Below are 19,401 nucleotides of genomic sequence, written 5' to 3'. Positions count from 1 at the left end.
TACCCACCGCTTCGGCACCGCTAAGTGGCCGGTTGCTTATCTGCAGCCAATGGGGTTAAGTCCTCCGGCCTCAGGGTTACGTTGATGCGGTCGCGGGAGAACTCAATCGAACCGCCGGAGAGCTGCACTAAGTCAGCCGGACCACCTAAAGGCAGGTCCCGGGTGTCGCGCTCGAAGGTAAAAGCGGCGAGAACTTTCTGGGTGTCGGTGGTGGGGACGTCGATAAGCTTGCTCGGGCGCATGTGGAATACGCCCTGTTCCAAACGCAGCGTCACCACGACTGTCGACGGCTCCTGCGCCCCCGGCACCGTCCCGGTCAGCCGTGCCTCACTGGCGACCCCTCCCAGCGGCGACATGTCGTAGGGGTTGGCAATGTCTAAATCCGTCATCCCCAGCAACTCGCCGAAGGCCACCCCGTCGAGGCGCACCCGGCGGCGCGTCATGGCGGCTTCGCCGCCGGTGAAATTTGCCGCCAGCACTTGGGCGCCGGAAATCTCTATGTCGAAGGCTTCCGCAGAGGCGTTGATTAACCCAAAACCCTCGACCGGAACATCGAGCACTTGCACACCCACACGCGGCACTTTGTCGGTAACAAGCACGGCGAGAAAGGGAAAACCCGCGATGTAGGTGTCCGGGGAATAAGGCAGGTTGTCTCTAAGCTCTAAACGGGTAGAAAGGCGATATTCCGCCCGGGCGGCCAACGCCGTATCGGAAACAAAAGCGCAAGCGGCAACGACGGCGAAGGCCAAGAAAACTCGGGTAGACAGAGAGGACTTGCGGGGGGTCTTCTCCTGGGGGTTTCGCTGCTGCACCGTCACAAATCTATTTCTACCGTAGCCTGGTGGCATGGCCGACATGAAAGAGCGATTGGACCTCGTTGATGCAGCCGCAGCCCACGACGGCGTCGCCGCCTTCTCTGAACCTTTCCGGCGGGCGTTACAACGCGAAGCGGGGCACATTTACTTCGAACGTTTCGAAGCCGAAACGCTCGTTGGGCTGGCGGCCCTCGCCCCCGATGGGTCCGCGGAGCTTGCCATCGCACCAGATAAGCGGCGTCGAGGCCACGGTGCGGCCCTGGTCCGCGAGGTGTTGGAGCGCAACCCACACGCTGGCCTGTGGGCGCACGGCAACCTTCCCGCAGCGCGGGGGTTGGCGGCTGCGCTGGCGCTGGAGCCCACCCGCACCCTCTATGTGATGGGCCTCGACGGTGAGGGTTTGGATGCGGCGACTGAGGTAGGTGACCTCGGTGAGTTTTACGCCCTGCCTTACCCGCAGGCGGTTGAGCGCTTCGGCAAAGAATCGGTGGAGCAGCAGTGGCTGCAGGTCAACAACGAAGCCTTCTCGTGGCACCCAGAGCAGGGCGGCTGGGACCTCGGGCAGCTTCGCGACGCCATGGACACCGACTGGTTCGACCCGCACGGTGTGTGGTTCATCTACGACGGCGAAAAGCTTGCGGGTTTCCACTGGACGAAGCAGCACCCCGGAAGTGTTGGCGAAGTCTACGTTGTCGGGCTTGCCGACGGCGCTCGCGGGAAGAATCTGGGAGGGCCGCTGCTTTCCCTGGGTGTGAAGCACCTTGTTGGCGGAGGTGCACGGCGGGTGATCCTTTACGTGGAATCCGACAACGAGCCCGCTGTGCGGCGGTACCAGCAGATGGGCTTTGTGGTTGACGAATCACACGTTGTGTACAGCGCCGGGGACAAATAGTTTTTGACCTGGCGTTTTATGGCAAAAAGGGACGGTTGCGTAACTGTTTACTCAAAGTTCATTGGATGTTACACCTCCGGTTTACCGAAGGCGCTTAGGTTTATGGGCTGTGAGTAATCGGACGGTTGCCCGCAGGCTGGCTATGGTCAGAACCGCGGGTCCATCCTTCTGAAGTGGAGGGGCCGATTCTCGGACTGTCATATATTTGGACCTGAAAGGTACCCCGTGATCCGCAACTTCAAGCGCACCGCTACCGCGATCGGTGCTGTCGCCCTTGCTTCCGTCTCCCTTGCCGCCTGCTCCAGCTCCTCCGAGGGCGATTCCGCCTCCTCCGAGTCCACGGGTGCAGAGACCTCTGAGGCTGCCGCGGTCGACGGCCTGTCCGGCCAGACCGGCCAGCTTGTCGCTGAGGGCGCGACCTCCCAGCAAAACGCCATGGACTACTTCGGCTCCCGTTACTCCGAGGAAGTTCCGGGCGCTAACCTCGCCTACAACGCAACCGGTTCCGGCAACGGCATCAAGAACTTCATCGGCAACCAGGCTGTATTCGCCGGCTCCGACTCCCCGCTGAAGGAGGACGAGGTTGCCGCAGCTATGGAGCGTTGCGGTGGCAACGAGGCATGGCACCTACCGTTCGTTGTTGGCCCGGTCGCCATTGCTTACAACCTCGACGGCGTCGACGATCTGAACCTGACCGTCGACAACATCGTCGAGATCTTCAAGGGTGACATCACCAACTGGAACGACCCGAAGATCGCCGAATCCAACCCGGGCGCAGACCTGCCCGACGAGGACATCAAGGTTGTCTTCCGCGCCGACGAGTCCGGCACCACCGACAACTTCCAGAAGTTCCTCGCCGCTGCCTCCGACGGCAAGTGGGAGGGCAAGGGCAAGGCATTCCCGGCTGCTGTCGGTGCTGGCGCCAACGGCTCCACCGGTGTCGCAGCGCAGGTCAGCTCCACTCCGGGCGCGATTACCTACGTCGAAGCTGGCTTCGCCGAGAAGATGGCCAATGTCGACTTCGGCAACGGCCCAGTCGAGCTCAGCCCCGACTCCGTGGGCAAGGCACTCGACGGCATGGAGTTCACCACCGAGGGCCACAACATGGTCGTCGACGCTGAGAAGCTCTTTGCCTCCAACGACGCAGGTTCCTACCCGCTGGTTTTGACCACCTACGAGATCATCTGCTCCGCCGGCTACGACGAAGCCACCAAGAACATGGTTAAGGACTTCCTCACCGTCGCCCTGAACTCCCAGGACGATGAGTTGGCAGCCGAGGGCTTCATCCCGGTCAAGGGTGCGCACGCTGAGCGTTTGCGCGACGCAATCGAAGCGATCAGCTAAGTGTCACTTCTCCGCTGAGCTGCAGCGGACGCGAAATTGCCCCCCCGTCCGGCTCCGACTGGCAATGGGGGGCAATGCCATGTGCTGACCTCCTTCCCCTCTGAGCGGGGAGGAAGGCAGAAAACTTTTGAGGGGCCAGCCCCGCTAACTGAAACTCAATAAAAGGACCCGTGACTATGGCTGAAAACCACACGCCAGGAGCTCGCAACGATGAAGTGCGGGCCGGAGGCGACGCACCGGCTCCAGCCGACAGTGCCATGCCTGGCTCCACAGGCACGCCGACGCTGACCCGAGAAGAACCCGCCGGTACCCCGCCAATTGTTTCCACCTCAAGCTCCGTCATCCGCCCCGGTGACCGAATCTTCCGCTTCCTGTCCACTGCCTCATCCGCTTTGATCACCGTTATCATCGCGGCTATCGGCCTGTTCCTTCTCGTCCAGGCGATTCCGCCGCTGTTGCGTAACGAAGGCGGCCTAATCGGCTTCTTCACCTACCGCGATCAGTGGCAAACCGCGAACCTCGACGCGATGAAGTTCGGTATCCCGAACCTGTTCTTCTCCACCGTCACGATTTCGCTGATCGCTTTGATTTTGGCCATGCCGGTTGCCCTGGGCATCGCCCTGTTCCTGTCCAATTACGCACCGAAGCGATTGGTGCGCCCGCTCGGCACCCTCGTGGACATGCTGGCGGCCGTTCCCTCCATCGTCTACGGCCTGTGGGGTGCGCAAGTCCTCGGCCCCTTCCTGGGGAAGTTCTACGAATGGATCGCCTCCTGGGGCGGCGGGTTCTTCCTGTTCGCGCACTACCAGAACTCGCCGGCCTTCGCCACGGGGCGCAACATCATGACCGGTGGCATCGTGCTCGCCATCATGATCTTGCCGGTTATCGCCGCCACCGCCCGCGAAGTCTTCGTCCAGACCCCTCCCGGCCAGATTGAATCCGCACTTGCGCTGGGCGCTACCCGTTGGGAAGTCATTCGCATGACGGTCATTCCCTTCGGCATGTCCGGCTACATTGCAGGCTCCATGCTCGGCCTTGGCCGCGCCCTCGGCGAAACCATGGCCCTCTACATGGTTGTCTCCCCGGGCCTGATGTACCGCGGCTCGCTTTTCGACGGCGGATCAACCTTCGCGACCCACATCGCTAACGCCTCCGCGGAGTTCAACAACCCGATCAGTGCCGGCGCCTACATCGCTGCGGGCCTCGTGCTGTTCATCTTGACCTTTATTGTCAACTCGATTGCCCGCGCGATCGTCAACAAGAACAAGTAGGGGAGACGCGAATATGAGCACCGCTTCGACCAACCTTTCCGCCGGCGATAAGCCCGCGGCCCCCGCGCAACGCGCGGAGGTAGAACAAAACAGCACCCCGTTCTCCCAAATTTCCAGCGGCCGAAAGTCCACCAACACCTTCATGGGCCTGCTGATGTGGGCCAGCATGATCATCGCCCTGATTCCCCTTCTGTGGCTTCTGGGCACGGTAATCTCCAACGGTTTCAGCGCCGTGTTCTCTGCGGGCTGGTGGACCGAAGACATGGTCGGTGTCCGCAACAGCCGGGAGGGCGGCGGCGCACTCCACGCCATCGCCGGCACCCTGATGCAAACCCTGGTCGCCTCCCTGTTTTCCATTCCGATCGGCGTATTTACCGCGATTTACCTCGTGGAATACGCCAACGGCAGTCGACTGGGCAGAATCACCACATTCATGGTGGACATCCTCTCCGGTGTCCCCTCCATCGTCGCCGCACTGTTTATCTACGCGCTGTGGATCACGATTTTGGGACAGCAACGCTCCGGTTTTGCCGTGGCGCTATCCCTCATCTTGTTAATGGTGCCAATCGTGGTCCGCAATACCGAGGAGATGCTTCGCGTCGTCCCCATGGACCTGCGTGAAGCTTCCTACGCACTGGGCGTGCCGAAGTGGAAAACCATTGCCCGCATCGTCTTGCCCACCGCCCTGTCAGGTATCGTCACCGGCATCATGTTGGCTGTTGCCCGCGTCATGGGTGAATCGGCCCCAGTGCTGATCCTCGTCGGCTCAACGCCGGCCCTGAATTGGCTCGGCCTGTTCGGCGAGCCGCAATCCTCGCTGCCCCTGTTCATGCTCGATATGTGGAAGTCCGGCGCATCCGGGCCCGCATTGGACCGTCTCTGGGGCGCAGCATTAACCCTCGTCATTCTCGTTATCGCTTTGAACCTGCTGGCGCGCCTGATCGCATCGCGCTTCTCGGTGAAGAAGTAAAACTGCAGATCAAGCAATCACCCACCACTGAGGAGAACTTAGATGTCCAAGCTCGAACTGAACGACGTTAACATCTACTACGGCGACTTCCACGCCGTGCAAAACGTCAACATGAAGGTGCCGGCTCAGGCCGTCACGGCCTTCATCGGCCCATCTGGTTGCGGAAAGTCCACGGTGCTGCGCACTCTCAACCGCATGCACGAGGTTATCCCCAACGCCACCGTCACCGGCGAGATCGTGCTCGACGGAAACAACATCTACGGGCCGAAGGTTGACCCGGTGTCCGTGCGTAACACCATCGGCATGGTCTTTCAGAAAGCGAACCCCTTCCCCACAATGTCCATCGAGGACAATGTCGTCGCCGGACTGAAGCTAGCTGGCGAGAAGAACAAAAAGAAGCTCAAGGAAGTGGCCGAGGAGTCTCTGCGTGGCGCGAACCTCTGGGAGGAAGTTAAAGACCGCCTGGATAAGCCGGGCGGCGGACTTTCCGGTGGCCAACAGCAGCGCCTGTGCATCGCCCGAGCCATCGCGGTGCGCCCCGAGGTTTTGCTGATGGATGAGCCTTGCTCCGCCCTCGACCCAATTTCCACCCTCGCTGTCGAGGATCTGATTCACGAGCTGAAAAACGATTACACCATCGTCATCGTGACCCACAACATGCAGCAGGCGGCGCGTGTGTCCGACAAGACCGCCTTCTTCTCCCTCGAGGCCACCGGCAAACCCGGCCACCTGGTGGAGTTCAACGACACCACCACCATCTTCGAGAACCCGGACAAGAAGGAGACCGAGGACTACATCGCGGGCCGCTTCGGCTAGGCCACACCCTCAACCTTGAAAATGCCCGGCTTGACTAAGCCGGGCATTTTCCACGTTGAGGCGCCGGTGTGCGCTACTTCCTGCGGCGCCGCGCGATTTTACCGGCCCGGAAGCGACGTTCGATCTCAGCGAACTTTTCGTCCATGTCGAAGCCGTCGCCCTCGCCGCGCTGTTCAAGGTAAGCCTCGGGGCGAAGCCCAGTGACCAAAAAAACAGTTCGTGCCGCCACGTTTATGCAGTGGTCTGAGTAGCGTTCGTAGTAGCGCGTCACCAGCGCCAGGTCGACGGCCTCCCGGGCACTGTGCGGCCAGTCATGGTGGGTCAGTGCGTTGAGTAGGTAGTTTTTCATTGCGTCGACATCGTCATCATCTTCGCGCAGCTTCACGGCGGCTTCGGCGTCGGGGTTGACCAGCAGATCGTGGGTTTTCTGCCCGAGTTCGTCGGCGAGCCGGGCCATTTCCGTCACGATATCTACAATCGGTTCCGGCAAGACCGGATCGGGGTGGCGCAGGCGTGCCGTGTTTGCAATGTGGGTGGCGAGCACCCCCATGCGCTGGAAATCCTCAACGATGTAGATAGAGGAAACAACCTGACGCAAATCGGATCCCACCGGTGATTCCAAAGCGAGCAGCTTCATGCTGCGGGCCTCGCAGCACTGACGAATCTCCTCTAAGCGGTCGGCGCAAGACAATGCGTACTCCGCGCTTTCAAGCGACTGTTGCAATAAGGCGACGGAAGCGTTGGACATAATGTCGCGCACAAGGTCGCACATCTCGAGCAGGTCGCGGGAGAAGGCTTCCAGGTGCTCTCGGTAGACTGCTCGCAACGGTGCGATTTTGCCGTTTGTCATCCCTAGCCTCCGTTGTTGTCGATCTCGGCGCCCTCCGGCACCGTATCGTCTTCTGGGTTGTCAAGCCAGCCGTCGGGAAGCGCTACCTTTGACGACGAGCCCTGCCGGCCGCGGGCGTCGTCGGCGTGTTCGGCGCGCACTGTCGATCCGGCGAAAGGTGCCAGCAGATCGTTGAGTTGCTGCAAAGTTGTGACCTGGGCGAGGTTTTTGCGAAACTCGCCGCCGACCGGGAATCCGCGCAGGTACCACCCGGTGTGCTTGCGAATGTCACGGCAGGCGTGGTGCTCCCCGTCGTGTTGCGCGAGAAGCGTTGCGTGGCGGTAAATAATGCCAGCGACCTGGCCGAGGGTGGGCTCGGCAGGAATTTCCTCGCCTCGCAGCTGCGCGCCTAGCTGGGCGAACAGCCAGGGACGGCCGAGGCAGCCGCGGCCCACCTCCACACCGTGGCATCCGGTTTGGGTCATCATGCGCTCGGCGTCTCCGGCGGCGAAGATGTCGCCGTTGCCGATCACAGGAAGGCCAGTGCCGTCCATGTGTTCTACTAGGCGTGTGATTTCTTCCCAGTGGGCGTTACCGGAATAGCGCTGCGCCGCTGTGCGCGCATGCAGCGCGACAGCCGCCGCGCCTTCTTCCGCGGCAATGCGGCCGGCGTCGAGGTGGGTGTGGTGTTCGTCGTCAATGCCGATGCGGAACTTCACCGTCACCGGAATGTCCGTGCCTTCGGTGGCGCGCACGGCGGCAGCCACGATATTGCCGTACAGGCGGCGCTTGTAAGGGATCGCGGAGCCGCCGCCCCGTCGAGTGACTTTTGGTACTGGACAGCCGAAATTCATGTCGATGTGGTCGGCGATGTCTTCTTCGACGATCATGCGCACGGCCTCGTAGGTGAACTTCGGGTCGACGGTATAAAGCTGCATGGAGCGAGGCTTTTCGACGTCCGCAAAAGCCGTCATGTGAAGCGTTTTCTCGTTGCGCTCGACGAGTGCTCGGGCAGTAATCATCTCGCACACGTACAACCCGGATGAGGTCCCGGTCAACTCCTCCTCGATTTCGCGGCAAAGCACACGAAACGGCATGTTGGTTACGCCCGCCATCGGAGCCAGGATAACGGGGGAGTCGAGAGTGAAGCCCCCGATTCGCAGCGGGGCGGTAGCTGCAGTCGGCGACAATGATTGAGTCATAGCCTAGCTATTGTCCTCCATAACTTTGCACTAAGTCTAATCCGCCGCCACGGAAGGAATCTACGCCCTTTCGGGGGTAGTTGACGTGGGGGTCAGGGCAGCGCGGGGTCACCGCCACGAAAGGGGCGCCTCACGCAAGCAGTGACTTCTAGCCGCGCAGATACCCCCTCCAGGAAAAGGTTGCTCAAAGCGGAACGTTGATATGGCTATGAAAGGTAGGTCACAATAAGGTGGAGTTGTTACCAGCAACGTAAAGGAGATTCTCATGAGTGATCGCATTGCCAATGCCAAGCTCCGCGACAAGGTGATGACCGCTGAGGAAGCCGTCCAGTTTGTTAACCATGGAGATAAAGTCGGCATCTCCGGCTTCACCGGTGCGGGCTACCCGAAGGCACTTCCCGGCGCAATCGCCGAAAAAGCCAAGGCCGCGCATGACAAGGGACAGGACTTCAGCATCGACCTCTACACCGGCGCTTCCACCGCCCCGGAGTGCGACGGTGTGCTCGCTGAGGCCAACGCCCTTCGCTACCGGATGCCGTACCAGTCCGACCCAACTATGCGTAACAAAATTAACGCTGGCGAGATGAAGTTCCAAGACATCCACCTGTCGCACTCCGGCATGATGGTTGAGCAGGGCTTCTTCGGCGAAGTTGACCTCGCCATCGTCGAGGCCGTCCGCATCACCGAAGATGGCAACATCGTTCCGTCTTCTTCCGTGGGCAACTCCGTCGAATTCCTCAACGCAGCCAAGAAGATCATCGTTGAGGTCAACGAATGGCAGTCCGAGGATCTTGAGGGCATGCACGATATTTGGCTCGTGCCGCCGCTGCCGAATCGTATCCCCATCCCGATCACCAAGGCTGGCGATCGCATCGGCACTACCTACATCGAGATTGACCCGGAGAAGGTCGTCGCCGTGGTTAAGACGAACGACGCCGACCGCAACGCTCCGTTTAAGGCGCCGGACGAGACTTCCGAGAAAATTGCCGGTAACTTCCTTGACTTTTTGGAAAATGAAGTTAAGGCTGGCCGACTCTCCTACGACGGCTACGTCATGCAGTCCGGCGTGGGCAACGTCCCCAACGCTGTGATGGCGGGCCTGATGGAGTCGAAGTTTGAAAACATTCAGGCATACACCGAGGTCATCCAGGACGGCATGGTCGATCTCATCGACGCCGGCAAGATGACTGTCGCTTCCGCGACCTCCTTCTCCTTGTCGCCCGAGTACGCGGAGAAGATGAACAACGAAGCTGCCAGGTACCGCGAGCGCATCATTTTGCGCCCGCAGTCGATTTCCAACCACCCGGAGGTCATCCGCCGCACTGGCCTGATCGCCTCCAACGGCATGATCGAAGTAGATATCTACGGCAACGCAAACTCCACCCACATCAACGGCTCCCGCCTGATGAACGCACTAGGCGGCTCCGGCGACTTCACCCGCAACGCCTACATCTCCTCGTTCATCTCACCGTCGGTAGCCAAGGATGGCGCAATTTCCGCGATCGTGCCGATGGTCTCCCACGTCGACCACACTGAGCACGACGCGATGGTTTTCATCACCGAGTACGGTGTTGCAGATCTGCGTGGCCTGGCGCCGCGTGACCGCGTGCAGAAGATGATCTCCATCGCGCACCCGACCTACCGCCCGCTGCTGGAGGAGTACGTCGAGTTGGCCGCCAAGTCCAAATACCAGGCGACCCCGCACGACCTGAAGCACGCCTTCGATTTCCACAACCGCATCCAGGAAACCGGCACGATGCAGAAGTAGGGCGATAGCTGTCCACCTAGACCGAAACCCCCGCAGGCGGTGTAAATGAGCGCCTTCGGGGGTCGGTTTTTTAATTGGGGAAGCGAGCGGTAGACTGAGTTGCTGCAGCAGCGTGCTCGAGGTTTTATCCTCGGTACACGGCGTTGCTGGCGGGCCTTTAGCTCAGTTGGTAGAGCTACGGACTTTTAATCCGCAGGTCCCGGGTTCGAGCCCCGGAGGGCCCACGATGAGGACTACCTTTGTGATACAAATGCACGAAGGTAGTCCTTTTTTATTTCCAGCGGTTCACCCCACAACGAAGCTCTGAAACTTCTGCCCAGGGCAGATGTCTTAATGAACGAGAAATGGGTGCGGTGACGCAGGTTCGAAACCCACTAAGTCCAGCCTGGGCAGTAGTGTGTCTGTGGGCGGACCGAGATGCTGGGGGTCAGCGTCCCGCCCGGTGTTTCCCTTGTGCGCAGGTGGAGGATTCGATCCGAAAAGCACCCGCGATGGTCGCCTTAGCTGCGCTGATATGGCCCCACTTCAACAATCACAGATACACCACGCTAACGGACACTGATAATGGGAGTGCGGGACAAGAACCATCCGGAATGACCCACTAACGGACTGCCACAATCTGATTGTGTGCCTTCGTTGCGATCTGTCTTCCGGGCTGGGCCAAGCCGGAAACGAGGCGCACCGAGGCATCGCCGTTTGCGGCGCTGCAACCAGCGCTATCGTGTCAGTCGGAACAACTGCTGGTGCTGTGCGTCTTTGCGGCCACGGTGCGCCAGTCACCTCGGCGTTGACCACAACGACGGGCTTGCTGATGCAGGAACCGTCCCGTCGACGTCGAGATCGACGCCGAGTTTTCGATCCAGGGGCAGACTTAAGAAAAGGAAAAACAGGGCCAACGCCTGGAAACAAAGCCCGGGACAGCTCATCAATGGACAGCAAAAACACTAAGGCCCTGGAGCGACTATCTGCGACGCAGATAGTCGCTCCAGGGTTTTCGCAGGCATCCTGAGACAAGGAATCTGCCTAGTCCTCACCGAGATAAAGTGGGTTTGCTGAGGGGAGGAAAAGCTAGCGCCACACTTCGAGGCGCACTAGGGTGGCCCCGTCCTCGCGTTCCAAGGCAAGCTCGTCGTCGTCACAGGTTTGTCCGTGGATGCGCTTGGTTAGGCGCAGTTGGTAGCGGTGCGGCTCACCATCAATGTCGACGGTGCCGATAGAAGTCCAGCCGTTGGATTCGTCGATGAGGACGTTGTCTACGGAAGTGTCCGGGGTTTTACCGTTGCCTTTGACAAGAAAAATCGGTTCCCCGTTGTTATAGTCGGCGCCTTTGTCTCCAGTGACGATCATCCTGATCAATTCACGCACTGCTACGGCGTCGTCGGTGAGGTAGGCGACCGAACGCTCGCCAAGCTCGGAGTGTTGCATCCGCAGCAGCTCGGTATCAAGCCCGCGGTTGGCAGGGCGATAGCTGAGCCCTAACTGGCAAAGGTTGCCGTCGCCGTCATTGCCGACCAGAACTTCAATCCCTACTACGTCGTCGGGGTCGACAGCACGGTAGGAGCCTTTCACCTTAGTGATCTTGGAATACTTGGCCGCGACTTCGTCTTTCGTCGGGTTGAGATCGGCATCGTAGATTTCTGCAGTGGCCATCAGCTCTTCACCATCCGTTTAATAGCTTGCATTGCTTCTTCTACCTTAGCGTTGAGCGCTTCCTCGTCGCCGCTGCCGCCGTCGTTCATGGCGCCGGTGACGCAGTGCTTCAGGTGGTCGTCGAGAAGCGCGAGGCCGACGTTTTCCAACGCGGAATTGATCGCCGCGATCTGGGTCAAGATGTCAATGCAGTACTGATCTTCGCTGATCATCCGCACGAGGCCGCGCACTTGCCCCTCAACGCGGTTGAGTCGGGCGATATAGCGCTCGCGCTCCGGTGTGTAACCGTGCTGGTACTCCGTCATGGGTGAAACTTTAGCGCAGGTCAGAGGCGTGCAAGCCGCTGGGTCAGGGGCGGTTTGTGGGTTGTGGCCTTTCTGGCTTATGATAAGCGGGCTGCTTGAGAGCGCAACGCTTCTCAAAAGGTGGGCCCCCATCGTCTAGCGGCCTAGGACACCGCCCTTTCACGGCGGCGGCACGGGTTCGAATCCCGTTGGGGGTACGCACGATCCACATAGTTTTGTAGATCGGAGCCAACAACAGAATATGGCCCTGTGGCGCAGTTGGTTAGCGCGCCGCCCTGTCACGGCGGAGGTCGCGGGTTCAAGTCCCGTCAGGGTCGCACCATATTAGTGACAGCCCCGAGATGCCAGATGGCGTCTCGGGGTTTTCGTTTCCGTGGGTGCGCGGCGGATGTAGGTTTTGTCGAGCTGCCGCCGCCGCGGTGGCCCGGACCTTTTAAAAAACCAGTTTGAACTGGCGATTTGTAGACCTTCGGACGGCCTGTGTAGAGTATCAACTCGTGCGAGAAGCGGTCTGAATCTTTGGCTGTGGGTTGCGCGTCAAGAAAATATGGCCCTGTGGCGCAGTTGGTTAGCGCGCCGCCCTGTCACGGCGGAGGTCGCGGGTTCAAGTCCCGTCAGGGTCGCAGAACACTTTGTTGTTCTGGCCAGATAGCTCAGTCGGTAGAGCACACGCCTGAAAAGTGTGGGGTCGCCAGTTCGATCCTGGCTCTGGCCACAGTTAAGCCCTTCCTGGTTTTGCCGGGGAGGGCTTTGGTGTGTCTGAAACTAAGTTGTGGGGTTGTCAACAACTTTCGCCTTCACTAAGCTGAAGGCAGTTAAACACGGCACAAGAAAGGATGCACCATGGCCGATAATTTTGAGCTGGTCAAGAACGAGGAAAAGCAACAGTACGAGATCCTCGTCGACGGCGAAGTAGCCGGTTTCTCGGTGTACGAGGACGGTGGCAATATCCGCACGCTTCCCCATACTGTGGTGGACAATAAGTTCCGTGGCCAGGGTTTGTCCAAGCCGCTGATCCAGTTTGCGCTTGACGATGTCCGCTCGGACGGACTGAAGGTCAACCCTCTGTGCCCGGCGGTTTCCGGCTTTATCAAGAAAAACCCTGAGTATCAGGATCTCGTCGCCTAAGAGCTCGAGAGAAAATCCAAAGACCTGTTCCTTTCCCGCGCGGGAGAGGAACAGGTCTTTTGTTTCTGTTCGCGTGGGGCAGCTAGATCTGGTAGCTGCCTGCGTTGAAGTACTTATCCGGGTCGACGAGGTGCTTGGTTTCGTTGTGTTTGCGCTCGCGGAAGCGGGCGGGAATGCCCACCGCGATTGAGTTTTCCGGGATCGACTTGGTCACTACTGCGTTGGCGCCTATGGCGGAGTTAGCGCCGATGGTAACGGGGCCGAGCACTTTGGCGCCGGCGCCGATGGTGACGTTGTCGCCGATGGTGGGGTGGCGCTTGGTTTGGGTCAGCACCTGTCCGCCAAGGGTCACGCCGTGGTAAAGCATGACGCCGTCACCGATTTCAGCAGTCTCACCGATGACGATGCCCATCCCGTGGTCGATAAAGAAACGCCGCCCGATCTGCGCCCCAGGGTGAATCTCAATGCCGGTGAGGAAACGGTTAATTTGGGCGAGGATGCGGGCGGGCCCTTTCCATTCCCGTTTCCACATCCAGTGGCAAACACGGTGCATCCAGATGGCGTGCAGGCCGGAGTAGACGATCGCGTTTTCAATGTCACCTCGCGCGGCCGGGTCGTGCTCACGTGCATTGTGCAAGTCCTCGCGGACCATCTGAATGATCTTCCACATGGTGGCCGAGTCTAGCAACGTGACCTAGTCGCGGATGTCCTCGTAGAGGATGGTGGAGACGTAGCGCTCGCCGAAGTCGCAGACCACGAAGACGATAGTCTTGCCTTCGTTTTCTGGGCGGTTGGCCAGTTCGAGTGCGGCTTTGAGGTTGGCGCCGGTGGAGATGCCGCCTAGGATGCCTTCCTGGCGGGCCAGGTCGCGGGAGGTGGAGACGGCGTCCTCGTTGGTGACGGTGATCACCTCGTCGATAAGCGCGCGGTCTAGCGTGCCTGGTACGAAGTTCGCGCCGAGGCCTTGGATTTTGTGCGGTCCAGCTTCGCCCTTGGACAATAGGGGAGAGGCCGCTGGTTCGACGGCGACGAGTTTAATGTCCGGGTTTTGCTCCTTGAGGTATTTGCCAGCGCCCGAGATGGTGCCGCCGGTGCCCACGCCCGCGACAAGAATGTCGATGTTGCCGTCGGTGTCTTTCCACAGTTCGGGGCCGGTGGTTTTATAGTGCATCTGGGGGTTGGCTTGGTTTTCGAATTGGCGGGCGAGGATCGCGTTGTCGTTTTCTGCGATGATCTCGTTGGCCTTCTCCACGGCGCCTTTCATGCCGGCTGATCCGGGGGTGAGCACGATTTCGGCGCCGAGAGCGCGCAGGATGACGCGGCGTTCGGTGGACATGGTTTCGGGCATGGTGAGGATGACTTTGTAGCCCTTGGCGGCGCCAGCGAGGGCGAGGGCGATGCCGGTGTTGCCGGAGGTGGCTTCGACGATGGTGCCGCCGGGTTGTAGTTCGCCTGAGGCTTCGGCAGCTTCGACGATGGCTTTGCCAATGCGGTCCTTGACGGAGTTGGCGGGGTTGTAGAACTCCAGCTTGGCCAGGATGCGGGCTTTGGAGTTGCGGGTGATGTCGTGAAGTTCGACGAGGGGGGTGTTGCCAACGAGTTCGAGGACGTTGCGGGCGATGTTAGCCATGGTTTTTCCTTTCGTTTTGGGGTGCCGGGATTGTGTGCACACGAATTTATTTGCACCCGCGAGTGTACACCCACCGTTCGAACAGGATAGTACGTCAACTGTAGACAGAACGGTCTATGGTTGGGGCGTGGGAGGCGGGGGCAAATTTGGCCACCCCCGTTTGCGCGATATGATGTGCAGTGTTTGTAGTCAAGTGCAGTGCCCAAAGGTCCCCCCAGTGGGGACACCCATTGGGGTGGAAAGCGTGAGGATCGATCATGGACGCGCAGACAGTCAGGGATGACGACGACGCCATCAGGGCGGCGCTGACAGCGTTGAAAACAGCAACAGGAATCCCTGTCGCAATGTACGGCACCCTGCTTGCCGACAACCGCCTGCAAATCACCCAATGGATCGGGTTGCGCACCCCGGCGCTGCAGAATCTAGTCATTGAACCAGGTGCAGGCGTTGGTGGGCGCGTGGTAGCCACCCGCCGTGCCGTCGGCATCTCCGACTACACACGCGCCAACGTCATCTCGCACGAGTACGACCGGGAGATCCAAGACGAAGGCCTGCACTCCATCGTGGCGGTGCCCGTGATCGTCCAGCGCGAGATCCGGGGCGTGCTCTACGTCGGCGTCCATTCACCAGTTCGTCTCGGCGATAAGGTCATCGAGGAGGTTACGATGACAGCGCGCACGCTCGAGCAGGACCTCGCCATCAATTCCGCTTTACGACGCTCCGATGGCGGCAAAGTTGCCGCCAAAACCGGACGGGTAATGAACGGCGCCGAGTGGGAGCAGGTCCGCTCCACCCACTCGAAGCTGCGGATGCTGGCTAACCGTGTCGCGGACGAATCGGTGCGAAAGGAGCTTGAGCAACTGTGCGACCAAATGGTCTCCCCGGTGCGCATCAAGCAAACCACCAAGCTGTCTGCCCGGGAGCTTGATGTTTTGTCGTGTGTGGCACTCGGGCATACCAACGTCGAAGCCGCTGAGGAGATGGGGATTGGTGCGGAGACGGTTAAGTCTTATCTGCGCAGCGTGATGCGCAAACTTGGGGCACACACCCGCTACGAAGCGGTCAACGCGGCCCGCCGAATCGGAGCCCTGCCTTAAGCGGGCTTGGGTAGTGTGGGCGGCGTGAAGGAAGTTTTTCTTGTCCACGGCGGTGCGCGTCTCGAGGGTGTTGTCAAGGTAGACGGCGCGAAAAACAGTGTGCTTAAACTCATGGCGGCGGCCTTGCTTGCGGAGGGCACAACGACGCTGCATAACTGCCCCGAAATTCTCGATGTTCCCCTCATGTGCGACGTGCTCGTTGGCCTCGGCTGCGAAGTGGAGATCGACGGCTCGGTCGTGAGGATTACTACACCGGCCTATGTTTCCCCGCACGCCGACTTTGAGGCGGTGCGCCAGTTCCGGGCGTCGGTAGCTGTGCTTGGTCCCCTCGTCGCACGCACGGGGGAGGCTTTCCTCGCTTTGCCGGGCGGTGACGCCATCGGCTCGCGGCCCCTCGACATGCACCAAGCCGGCCTGGAACAACTCGGGGCCACCACGCATATCGAGCACGGTGCGGTGGTTGCGCGGGCCGAGAAGCTAGTGGGCGCGAAAATCAAACTGGACTTTCCTTCAGTAGGTGCTACCGAAAACATCGTTACCGCCGCAGTTTTGGCCGAAGGGCGAACAGTGCTAGACAACGCCGCCCGCGAACCAGAGATCGTGGACCTGTGCGACATGCTCAACTCGATGGGCGCGCGCATCTCAGGAGCCGGCACGTCCTCGCTGACTATCGACGGCGTCGAGCGCCTTTCGCCCACTGAACACACCGTCGTAGGCGACCGCATTGTCGCAGGCACCTGGGCCTATGCGGCGGCGATGACCCGCGGCGACGTGACGGTTTCCGGCATCGCTCCGCGCCACCTCCACCTGGCGCTGTCGAAGCTGAAAGTCTCGGGCGCGGATGTAGAGACCTACGACAACGGTTTCCGTGTGCGCATTGACGGCCGCCCGAAAGCCGTCGATTACCAAACCCTTCCGTTCCCGGGTTTTCCGACAGACCTGCAGCCCATGGCGATCGGTATTGCTGCGATTGCCGAGGGCGTCTCCGTCATTACTGAAAATGTTTTCGAGGCACGCTTCCGCTTTGTCGACGAGATGTTGCGCCTCGGGGCCGACGCGACCGTCGACGGCCACCACGTCGTTTTGCGCGGTATTGACCACCTCTCCTCGACGGATGTGTGGGCCTCCGACATTCGAGCCGGTGCCGGGTTAGTTCTCGCTGGTCTCGTCGCTGATGGCGCCACCAGGGTCCATGATGTGTTCCATATCGACCGCGGATATCCAAAGTTCGTGGAAAACTTCACGGAACTTGGCGCCGACATTCGCCGGGTATAGCCGCTTTGAGCTGGGGATTTGGTGTTGTTGGTGGGGGTGTGTAGCTTTATGTCGTGTCAGCAAGACCGACAACGCCCCGCTAGCTGTTTAGGGTTGGTGTGTTAGGCGGTTAGGAAAACGATTGTTGGCGTGACATGAAGCAATCGAGTTTTGATGCACTTGTGCCGGGTTTTGACTTGGTGGGTGTGGTTGTGTAGTGTTGTTCAAGCCGCTTTTCATGCTTGGCCTGTGTGTGGGTTGGGTGTGGGGGTGTGCGTGTGTTGTTTGAGAACTCGATAGTGTGCCAATTCAAGCATTTTTTGTTTGTGTTCATGGTTGTGTTTGTTTGGTTGTGTGCCGTGTGTGCCTGGCTGCTCTTTGTGGGTGGTGGGGGTGCGTGCCGGTGGGTGGTGTCTGAACCAATGATTGGATGCTGCTTCACGTGACGTTTTTGCGTGGTGCATGGTGGATGAATGTTTCGCTGTGAACTATTTTTTGCCAATCTCCTGTTGTGCCCCGTCGGGTGTGGGGGTTGGTTGCAGTAATTTTTGGATTGCCAGTTCATCGCATGTTGTGTGTGGTGGTTGGTTTGTTTTTTGTTGGGTTTTGGGCTTTTCACGGCCTGTTTCGCTTTTGTGTTGAAACTTTTTTGTGGAGAGTTTGATCCTGGCTCAGGATGAACGCTGGCGGCGTGCTTAACACATGCAAGTCGAACGGAAAGGCCAGTGCTTGCGCTGGTACTCGAGTGGCGAACGGGTGAGTAACACGTGGGTGATCTGCCCTGTACTTCGGGATAAGCCTGGGAAACTGGGTCTAATACTGGATAGGACCGGCATGTAGGTGTGTTGGTGGAAAGCTTTTGCGGTATGGGATGAGCTCGCGGCCTATCAGCTTGTTGGTGGGGTAATGGCCTACCAAGGCGTCGACGGGTAGCCGGCCTGAGAGGGTGTACGGCCACATTGGGACTGAGATACGGCCCAGACTCCTACGGGAGGCAGCAGTGGGGAATATTGCACAATGGGCGCAAGCCTGATGCAGCGACGCCGCGTGGGGGATGAAGGCCTTCGGGTTGTAAACTCCTTTCGTCAGGGACGAAGCTTTTGTAAGTGACGGTACCTGGATAAGAAGCACCGGCTAACTACGTGCCAGCAGCCGCGGTAATACGTAGGGTGCGAGCGTTGTCCGGAATTACTGGGCGTAAAGAGCTCGTAGGTGGTTTGTCGCGTCGTTTGTGTAAGTCCATGGCTTAACTGTGGGACTGCAGGCGATACGGGCATAACTTGAGTGCTGTAGGGGAGACTGGAATTCCTGGTGTAGCGGTGAAATGCGCAGATATCAGGAGGAACACCGATGGCGAAGGCAGGTCTCTGGGCAGTAACTGACGCTGAGGAGCGAAAGCATGGGTAGCGAACAGGATTAGATACCCTGGTAGTCCATGCCGTAAACGGTGGGCGCTAGGTGTGAGTCCCTTCCACGGGGTTCGTGCCGTAGCTAACGCATTAAGCGCCCCGCCTGGGGAGTACGGCCGCAAGGCTAAAACTCAAAGGAATTGACGGGGGCCCGCACAAGCGGCGGAGCATGTGGATTAATTCGATGCAACGCGAAGAACCTTACCTGGGCTTGACATACACCGGTTCGGGCCAGAGATGGTCTTTCCCTTTGTGGCTGGTGTACAGGTGGTGCATGGTTGTCGTCAGCTCGTGTCGTGAGATGTTGGGTTAAGTCCCGCAACGAGCGCAACCCTTGTCTTATGTTGCCAGCATGTTGTGGTGGGGACTCATGAGAGACTGCCGGGGTTAACTCGGAGGAAGGTGGGGACGACGTCAAATCATCATGCCCCTTATGTCCAGGGCTTCACACATGCTACAATGGTCGGTACAGCGCGTGCGCGAGTTCGTGAGGATGAGCTAATCGCTGAAAGCCGGTCGTAGTTCGGATTGGGGTCTGCAACTCGACCCCATGAAGTCGGAGTCGCTAGTAATCGCAGATCAGCAACGCTGCGGTGAATACGTTCCCGGGCCTTGTACACACCGCCCGTCACGTCATGAAAGTTGGTAACACCCGAAGCCAGTGGCCTAAACTTGTTAGGGAGCTGTCGAAGGTGGGATCGGCGATTGGGACGAAGTCGTAACAAGGTAGCCGTACCGGAAGGTGCGGCTGGATCACCTCCTTTCTAAGGAGTTTTTTTGTGCCTCGCAGTTGTGGGGTGTTGGTGGTTGAGTGTCCGTGTGTGGTGCTGCCATCGTTGTGTGTAAATGGTTGCGTGTGTCCGGGTGGATGCGCATTCCCTGCATGTTGGTGTGTGTGGGTGTGGTTGCAGCTAGGTGGGCGTGATTGTGGATGCAGGCTTTTGTGTTTGGGTTGGTGCGCTGTTGGGTGTCTGGGATGGCATGCGTGTTGTTCCTTGTGGCTTCGTCTGTGTGCATGGTC

General features: G+C 59.5%; 16 protein-coding genes, 5 tRNA genes and 1 rRNA gene. 15 read left to right on the top strand and 7 right to left on the bottom strand.

All coding sequences use genetic code 11. The features are described from left to right. Nucleotides 1-20: 20 nt before the first annotated feature. Nucleotides 21-818, bottom strand: coding sequence for an LmeA family phospholipid-binding protein (locus VLL26_RS06790; protein WP_342318366.1), 798 nt, complete (start codon nucleotides 816-818; stop codon nucleotides 21-23). A 28-nt stretch (nucleotides 819-846) separates the two neighbouring features. Between VLL26_RS06790 and mshD the strand changes: the two genes are divergently transcribed. The 5 genes from mshD (at nucleotide 847) to pstB (ending at nucleotide 6,108) form a co-directional block, all read left to right on the top strand. Further along, entirely contained in the window at nucleotides 847-1,707 is an 861-nt protein-coding gene (mshD, locus tag VLL26_RS06785) for a mycothiol synthase (RefSeq protein ID WP_342318365.1), read from the top strand. A 225-nt stretch (nucleotides 1,708-1,932) separates the two neighbouring features. Beyond that, a complete protein-coding gene (gene pstS, locus VLL26_RS06780; RefSeq protein ID WP_342318364.1) occupies nucleotides 1,933-3,051 on the top strand; it encodes a phosphate ABC transporter substrate-binding protein PstS in 1,119 nt (372 codons plus the stop codon). Nucleotides 3,052-3,227: 176 nt separating this feature from the next. Then, a complete protein-coding gene (gene pstC, locus VLL26_RS06775) occupies nucleotides 3,228-4,322 on the top strand; it encodes a phosphate ABC transporter permease subunit PstC (RefSeq protein WP_342318363.1) in 1,095 nt (364 codons plus the stop codon). 13 nt (nucleotides 4,323-4,335) lie between these two features. After that, nucleotides 4,336-5,292 (top strand): phosphate ABC transporter permease PstA, encoded by a 957-nt coding sequence (gene pstA / locus VLL26_RS06770; protein ID WP_342318362.1) that lies wholly within the window; start codon nucleotides 4,336-4,338, stop codon nucleotides 5,290-5,292. 42 nt (nucleotides 5,293-5,334) lie between these two features. Then, nucleotides 5,335-6,108 carry a phosphate ABC transporter ATP-binding protein PstB gene (gene pstB, locus VLL26_RS06765; RefSeq protein WP_342318361.1) on the top strand — a complete coding sequence of 258 codons (774 nt, stop codon included), beginning with the start codon at nucleotides 5,335-5,337 and terminating at the stop codon, nucleotides 6,106-6,108. A 73-nt stretch (nucleotides 6,109-6,181) separates the two neighbouring features. Here the strand turns inward: pstB and VLL26_RS06760 are convergent, their stop codons facing one another. Together VLL26_RS06760 and dusB are read right to left on the bottom strand one after the other, a co-directional pair. Further along, complete coding sequence (locus VLL26_RS06760; protein WP_342318360.1) at nucleotides 6,182-6,958, bottom strand: phosphate signaling complex PhoU family protein; 777 nt, start codon at nucleotides 6,956-6,958, stop codon at nucleotides 6,182-6,184. Nucleotides 6,959-6,960: 2 nt separating this feature from the next. After that, nucleotides 6,961-8,139 (bottom strand): tRNA dihydrouridine synthase DusB, encoded by a 1,179-nt coding sequence (gene dusB / locus VLL26_RS06755; RefSeq protein WP_342318359.1) that lies wholly within the window; start codon nucleotides 8,137-8,139, stop codon nucleotides 6,961-6,963. A 265-nt stretch (nucleotides 8,140-8,404) separates the two neighbouring features. On the opposite strand from dusB, the gene VLL26_RS06750 reads away from it, so the two are divergent. Together VLL26_RS06750 and VLL26_RS06745 are read left to right on the top strand one after the other, a co-directional pair. Continuing rightward, nucleotides 8,405-9,907: an acetyl-CoA hydrolase/transferase family protein gene (locus tag VLL26_RS06750; protein WP_342318358.1), complete on the top strand. Its 1,503-nt coding sequence runs from the start codon at nucleotides 8,405-8,407 to the stop codon at nucleotides 9,905-9,907. Between the two features lie 151 nt (nucleotides 9,908-10,058). Next, a tRNA-Lys gene (locus tag VLL26_RS06745) sits at nucleotides 10,059-10,131 on the top strand. 844 nt (nucleotides 10,132-10,975) lie between these two features. Here the strand turns inward: VLL26_RS06745 and VLL26_RS06740 are convergent. Continuing rightward, complete coding sequence (locus VLL26_RS06740) at nucleotides 10,976-11,557, bottom strand: CG0192 family protein (RefSeq protein WP_342318357.1); 582 nt, start codon at nucleotides 11,555-11,557, stop codon at nucleotides 10,976-10,978. Next, nucleotides 11,557-11,862: a metal-sensitive transcriptional regulator gene (locus VLL26_RS06735; protein ID WP_342318356.1), complete on the bottom strand. Its 306-nt coding sequence runs from the start codon at nucleotides 11,860-11,862 to the stop codon at nucleotides 11,557-11,559. Before VLL26_RS06735 ends, VLL26_RS06740 begins: the two co-directional genes overlap by 1 nt. Nucleotides 11,863-11,986: 124 nt before the next feature. Here VLL26_RS06735 and VLL26_RS06730 point away from each other — a divergent pair. From VLL26_RS06730 to VLL26_RS06710, 5 genes are all read left to right on the top strand, one after another. Beyond that, nucleotides 11,987-12,059: transfer RNA gene (locus VLL26_RS06730), tRNA-Glu, on the top strand. A 46-nt stretch (nucleotides 12,060-12,105) separates the two neighbouring features. Beyond that, nucleotides 12,106-12,179: transfer RNA gene (locus tag VLL26_RS06725), tRNA-Asp, on the top strand. A gap of 232 nt (nucleotides 12,180-12,411) precedes the next feature. Beyond that, nucleotides 12,412-12,485 (top strand) — tRNA-Asp (locus VLL26_RS06720). A gap of 19 nt (nucleotides 12,486-12,504) precedes the next feature. Then, nucleotides 12,505-12,577: transfer RNA gene (locus VLL26_RS06715), tRNA-Phe, on the top strand. A gap of 128 nt (nucleotides 12,578-12,705) precedes the next feature. Further along, nucleotides 12,706-12,990, top strand: a complete 285-nt coding sequence (locus VLL26_RS06710) for a GNAT family N-acetyltransferase (protein ID WP_342318355.1) — start codon at nucleotides 12,706-12,708, stop codon at nucleotides 12,988-12,990. Between the two features lie 82 nt (nucleotides 12,991-13,072). On the opposite strand, the gene epsC is transcribed toward VLL26_RS06710, so the two are convergent. Next, the gene (gene epsC / locus VLL26_RS06705) at nucleotides 13,073-13,660 is read right to left on the bottom strand and encodes a serine O-acetyltransferase EpsC (RefSeq protein WP_342318354.1); all 588 of its coding nucleotides are present in this window, start codon (nucleotides 13,658-13,660) and stop codon (nucleotides 13,073-13,075) included. A gap of 24 nt (nucleotides 13,661-13,684) precedes the next feature. Next, the gene (gene cysK / locus VLL26_RS06700) at nucleotides 13,685-14,620 is read right to left on the bottom strand and encodes a cysteine synthase A (RefSeq protein WP_342318353.1); all 936 of its coding nucleotides are present in this window, start codon (nucleotides 14,618-14,620) and stop codon (nucleotides 13,685-13,687) included. A gap of 257 nt (nucleotides 14,621-14,877) precedes the next feature. Here cysK and ramA point away from each other — a divergent pair, with 257 nt between their 5' ends. From ramA to VLL26_RS06685, 3 genes are all read left to right on the top strand, one after another. After that, nucleotides 14,878-15,717 (top strand): acetate metabolism transcriptional regulator RamA, encoded by an 840-nt coding sequence (ramA, locus tag VLL26_RS06695; protein ID WP_342318352.1) that lies wholly within the window; start codon nucleotides 14,878-14,880, stop codon nucleotides 15,715-15,717. Between the two features lie 24 nt (nucleotides 15,718-15,741). Next, nucleotides 15,742-16,992, top strand: coding sequence for a UDP-N-acetylglucosamine 1-carboxyvinyltransferase (gene murA / locus VLL26_RS06690; protein ID WP_342318351.1), 1,251 nt, complete (start codon nucleotides 15,742-15,744; stop codon nucleotides 16,990-16,992). A 627-nt stretch (nucleotides 16,993-17,619) separates the two neighbouring features. Next, nucleotides 17,620-19,144, top strand: a 16S ribosomal RNA gene (locus VLL26_RS06685). The last annotated feature ends 257 nt before the right edge of the window (nucleotides 19,145-19,401 follow it).

This window comes from Corynebacterium sp. BD556 (genome assembly GCF_038452275.1).
Taxonomy (GTDB): Bacteria; Actinomycetota; Actinomycetes; order Mycobacteriales; family Mycobacteriaceae; genus Corynebacterium; species Corynebacterium mayonis.
The sequence above is the reverse complement of the archived record's forward strand: the minus strand, read 5'-3'. Positions and strand labels throughout refer to the sequence as shown.

Bases quoted from the DNA above. Each gene is read 5' to 3' on its own strand.
- VLL26_RS06740 (WP_342318357.1), bottom strand. From the start codon at position 11,557: ATGGCCACTGCAGAAATCTACGATGCCGATCTCAACCCGACGAAAGAC.
- pstA (WP_342318362.1), top strand. From the start codon at position 4,336: ATGAGCACCGCTTCGACCAACCTTTCCGCCGGCGATAAGCCCGCGGCC.
- pstC (WP_342318363.1), top strand. From the start codon at position 3,228: ATGGCTGAAAACCACACGCCAGGAGCTCGCAACGATGAAGTGCGGGCC.
- VLL26_RS06750 (WP_342318358.1), top strand. From the start codon at position 8,405: ATGAGTGATCGCATTGCCAATGCCAAGCTCCGCGACAAGGTGATGACC.
- VLL26_RS06760 (WP_342318360.1), bottom strand. From the start codon at position 6,958: ATGACAAACGGCAAAATCGCACCGTTGCGAGCAGTCTACCGAGAGCAC.
- mshD (WP_342318365.1), top strand. From the start codon at position 847: ATGGCCGACATGAAAGAGCGATTGGACCTCGTTGATGCAGCCGCAGCC.
- cysK (WP_342318353.1), bottom strand. From the start codon at position 14,620: ATGGCTAACATCGCCCGCAACGTCCTCGAACTCGTTGGCAACACCCCC.
- ramA (WP_342318352.1), top strand. From the start codon at position 14,878: ATGGACGCGCAGACAGTCAGGGATGACGACGACGCCATCAGGGCGGCG.
- VLL26_RS06710 (WP_342318355.1), top strand. From the start codon at position 12,706: ATGGCCGATAATTTTGAGCTGGTCAAGAACGAGGAAAAGCAACAGTAC.
- pstB (WP_342318361.1), top strand. From the start codon at position 5,335: ATGTCCAAGCTCGAACTGAACGACGTTAACATCTACTACGGCGACTTC.
- VLL26_RS06735 (WP_342318356.1), bottom strand. From the start codon at position 11,862: ATGACGGAGTACCAGCACGGTTACACACCGGAGCGCGAGCGCTATATC.
- epsC (WP_342318354.1), bottom strand. From the start codon at position 13,660: ATGTGGAAGATCATTCAGATGGTCCGCGAGGACTTGCACAATGCACGT.
- dusB (WP_342318359.1), bottom strand. From the start codon at position 8,139: ATGACTCAATCATTGTCGCCGACTGCAGCTACCGCCCCGCTGCGAATC.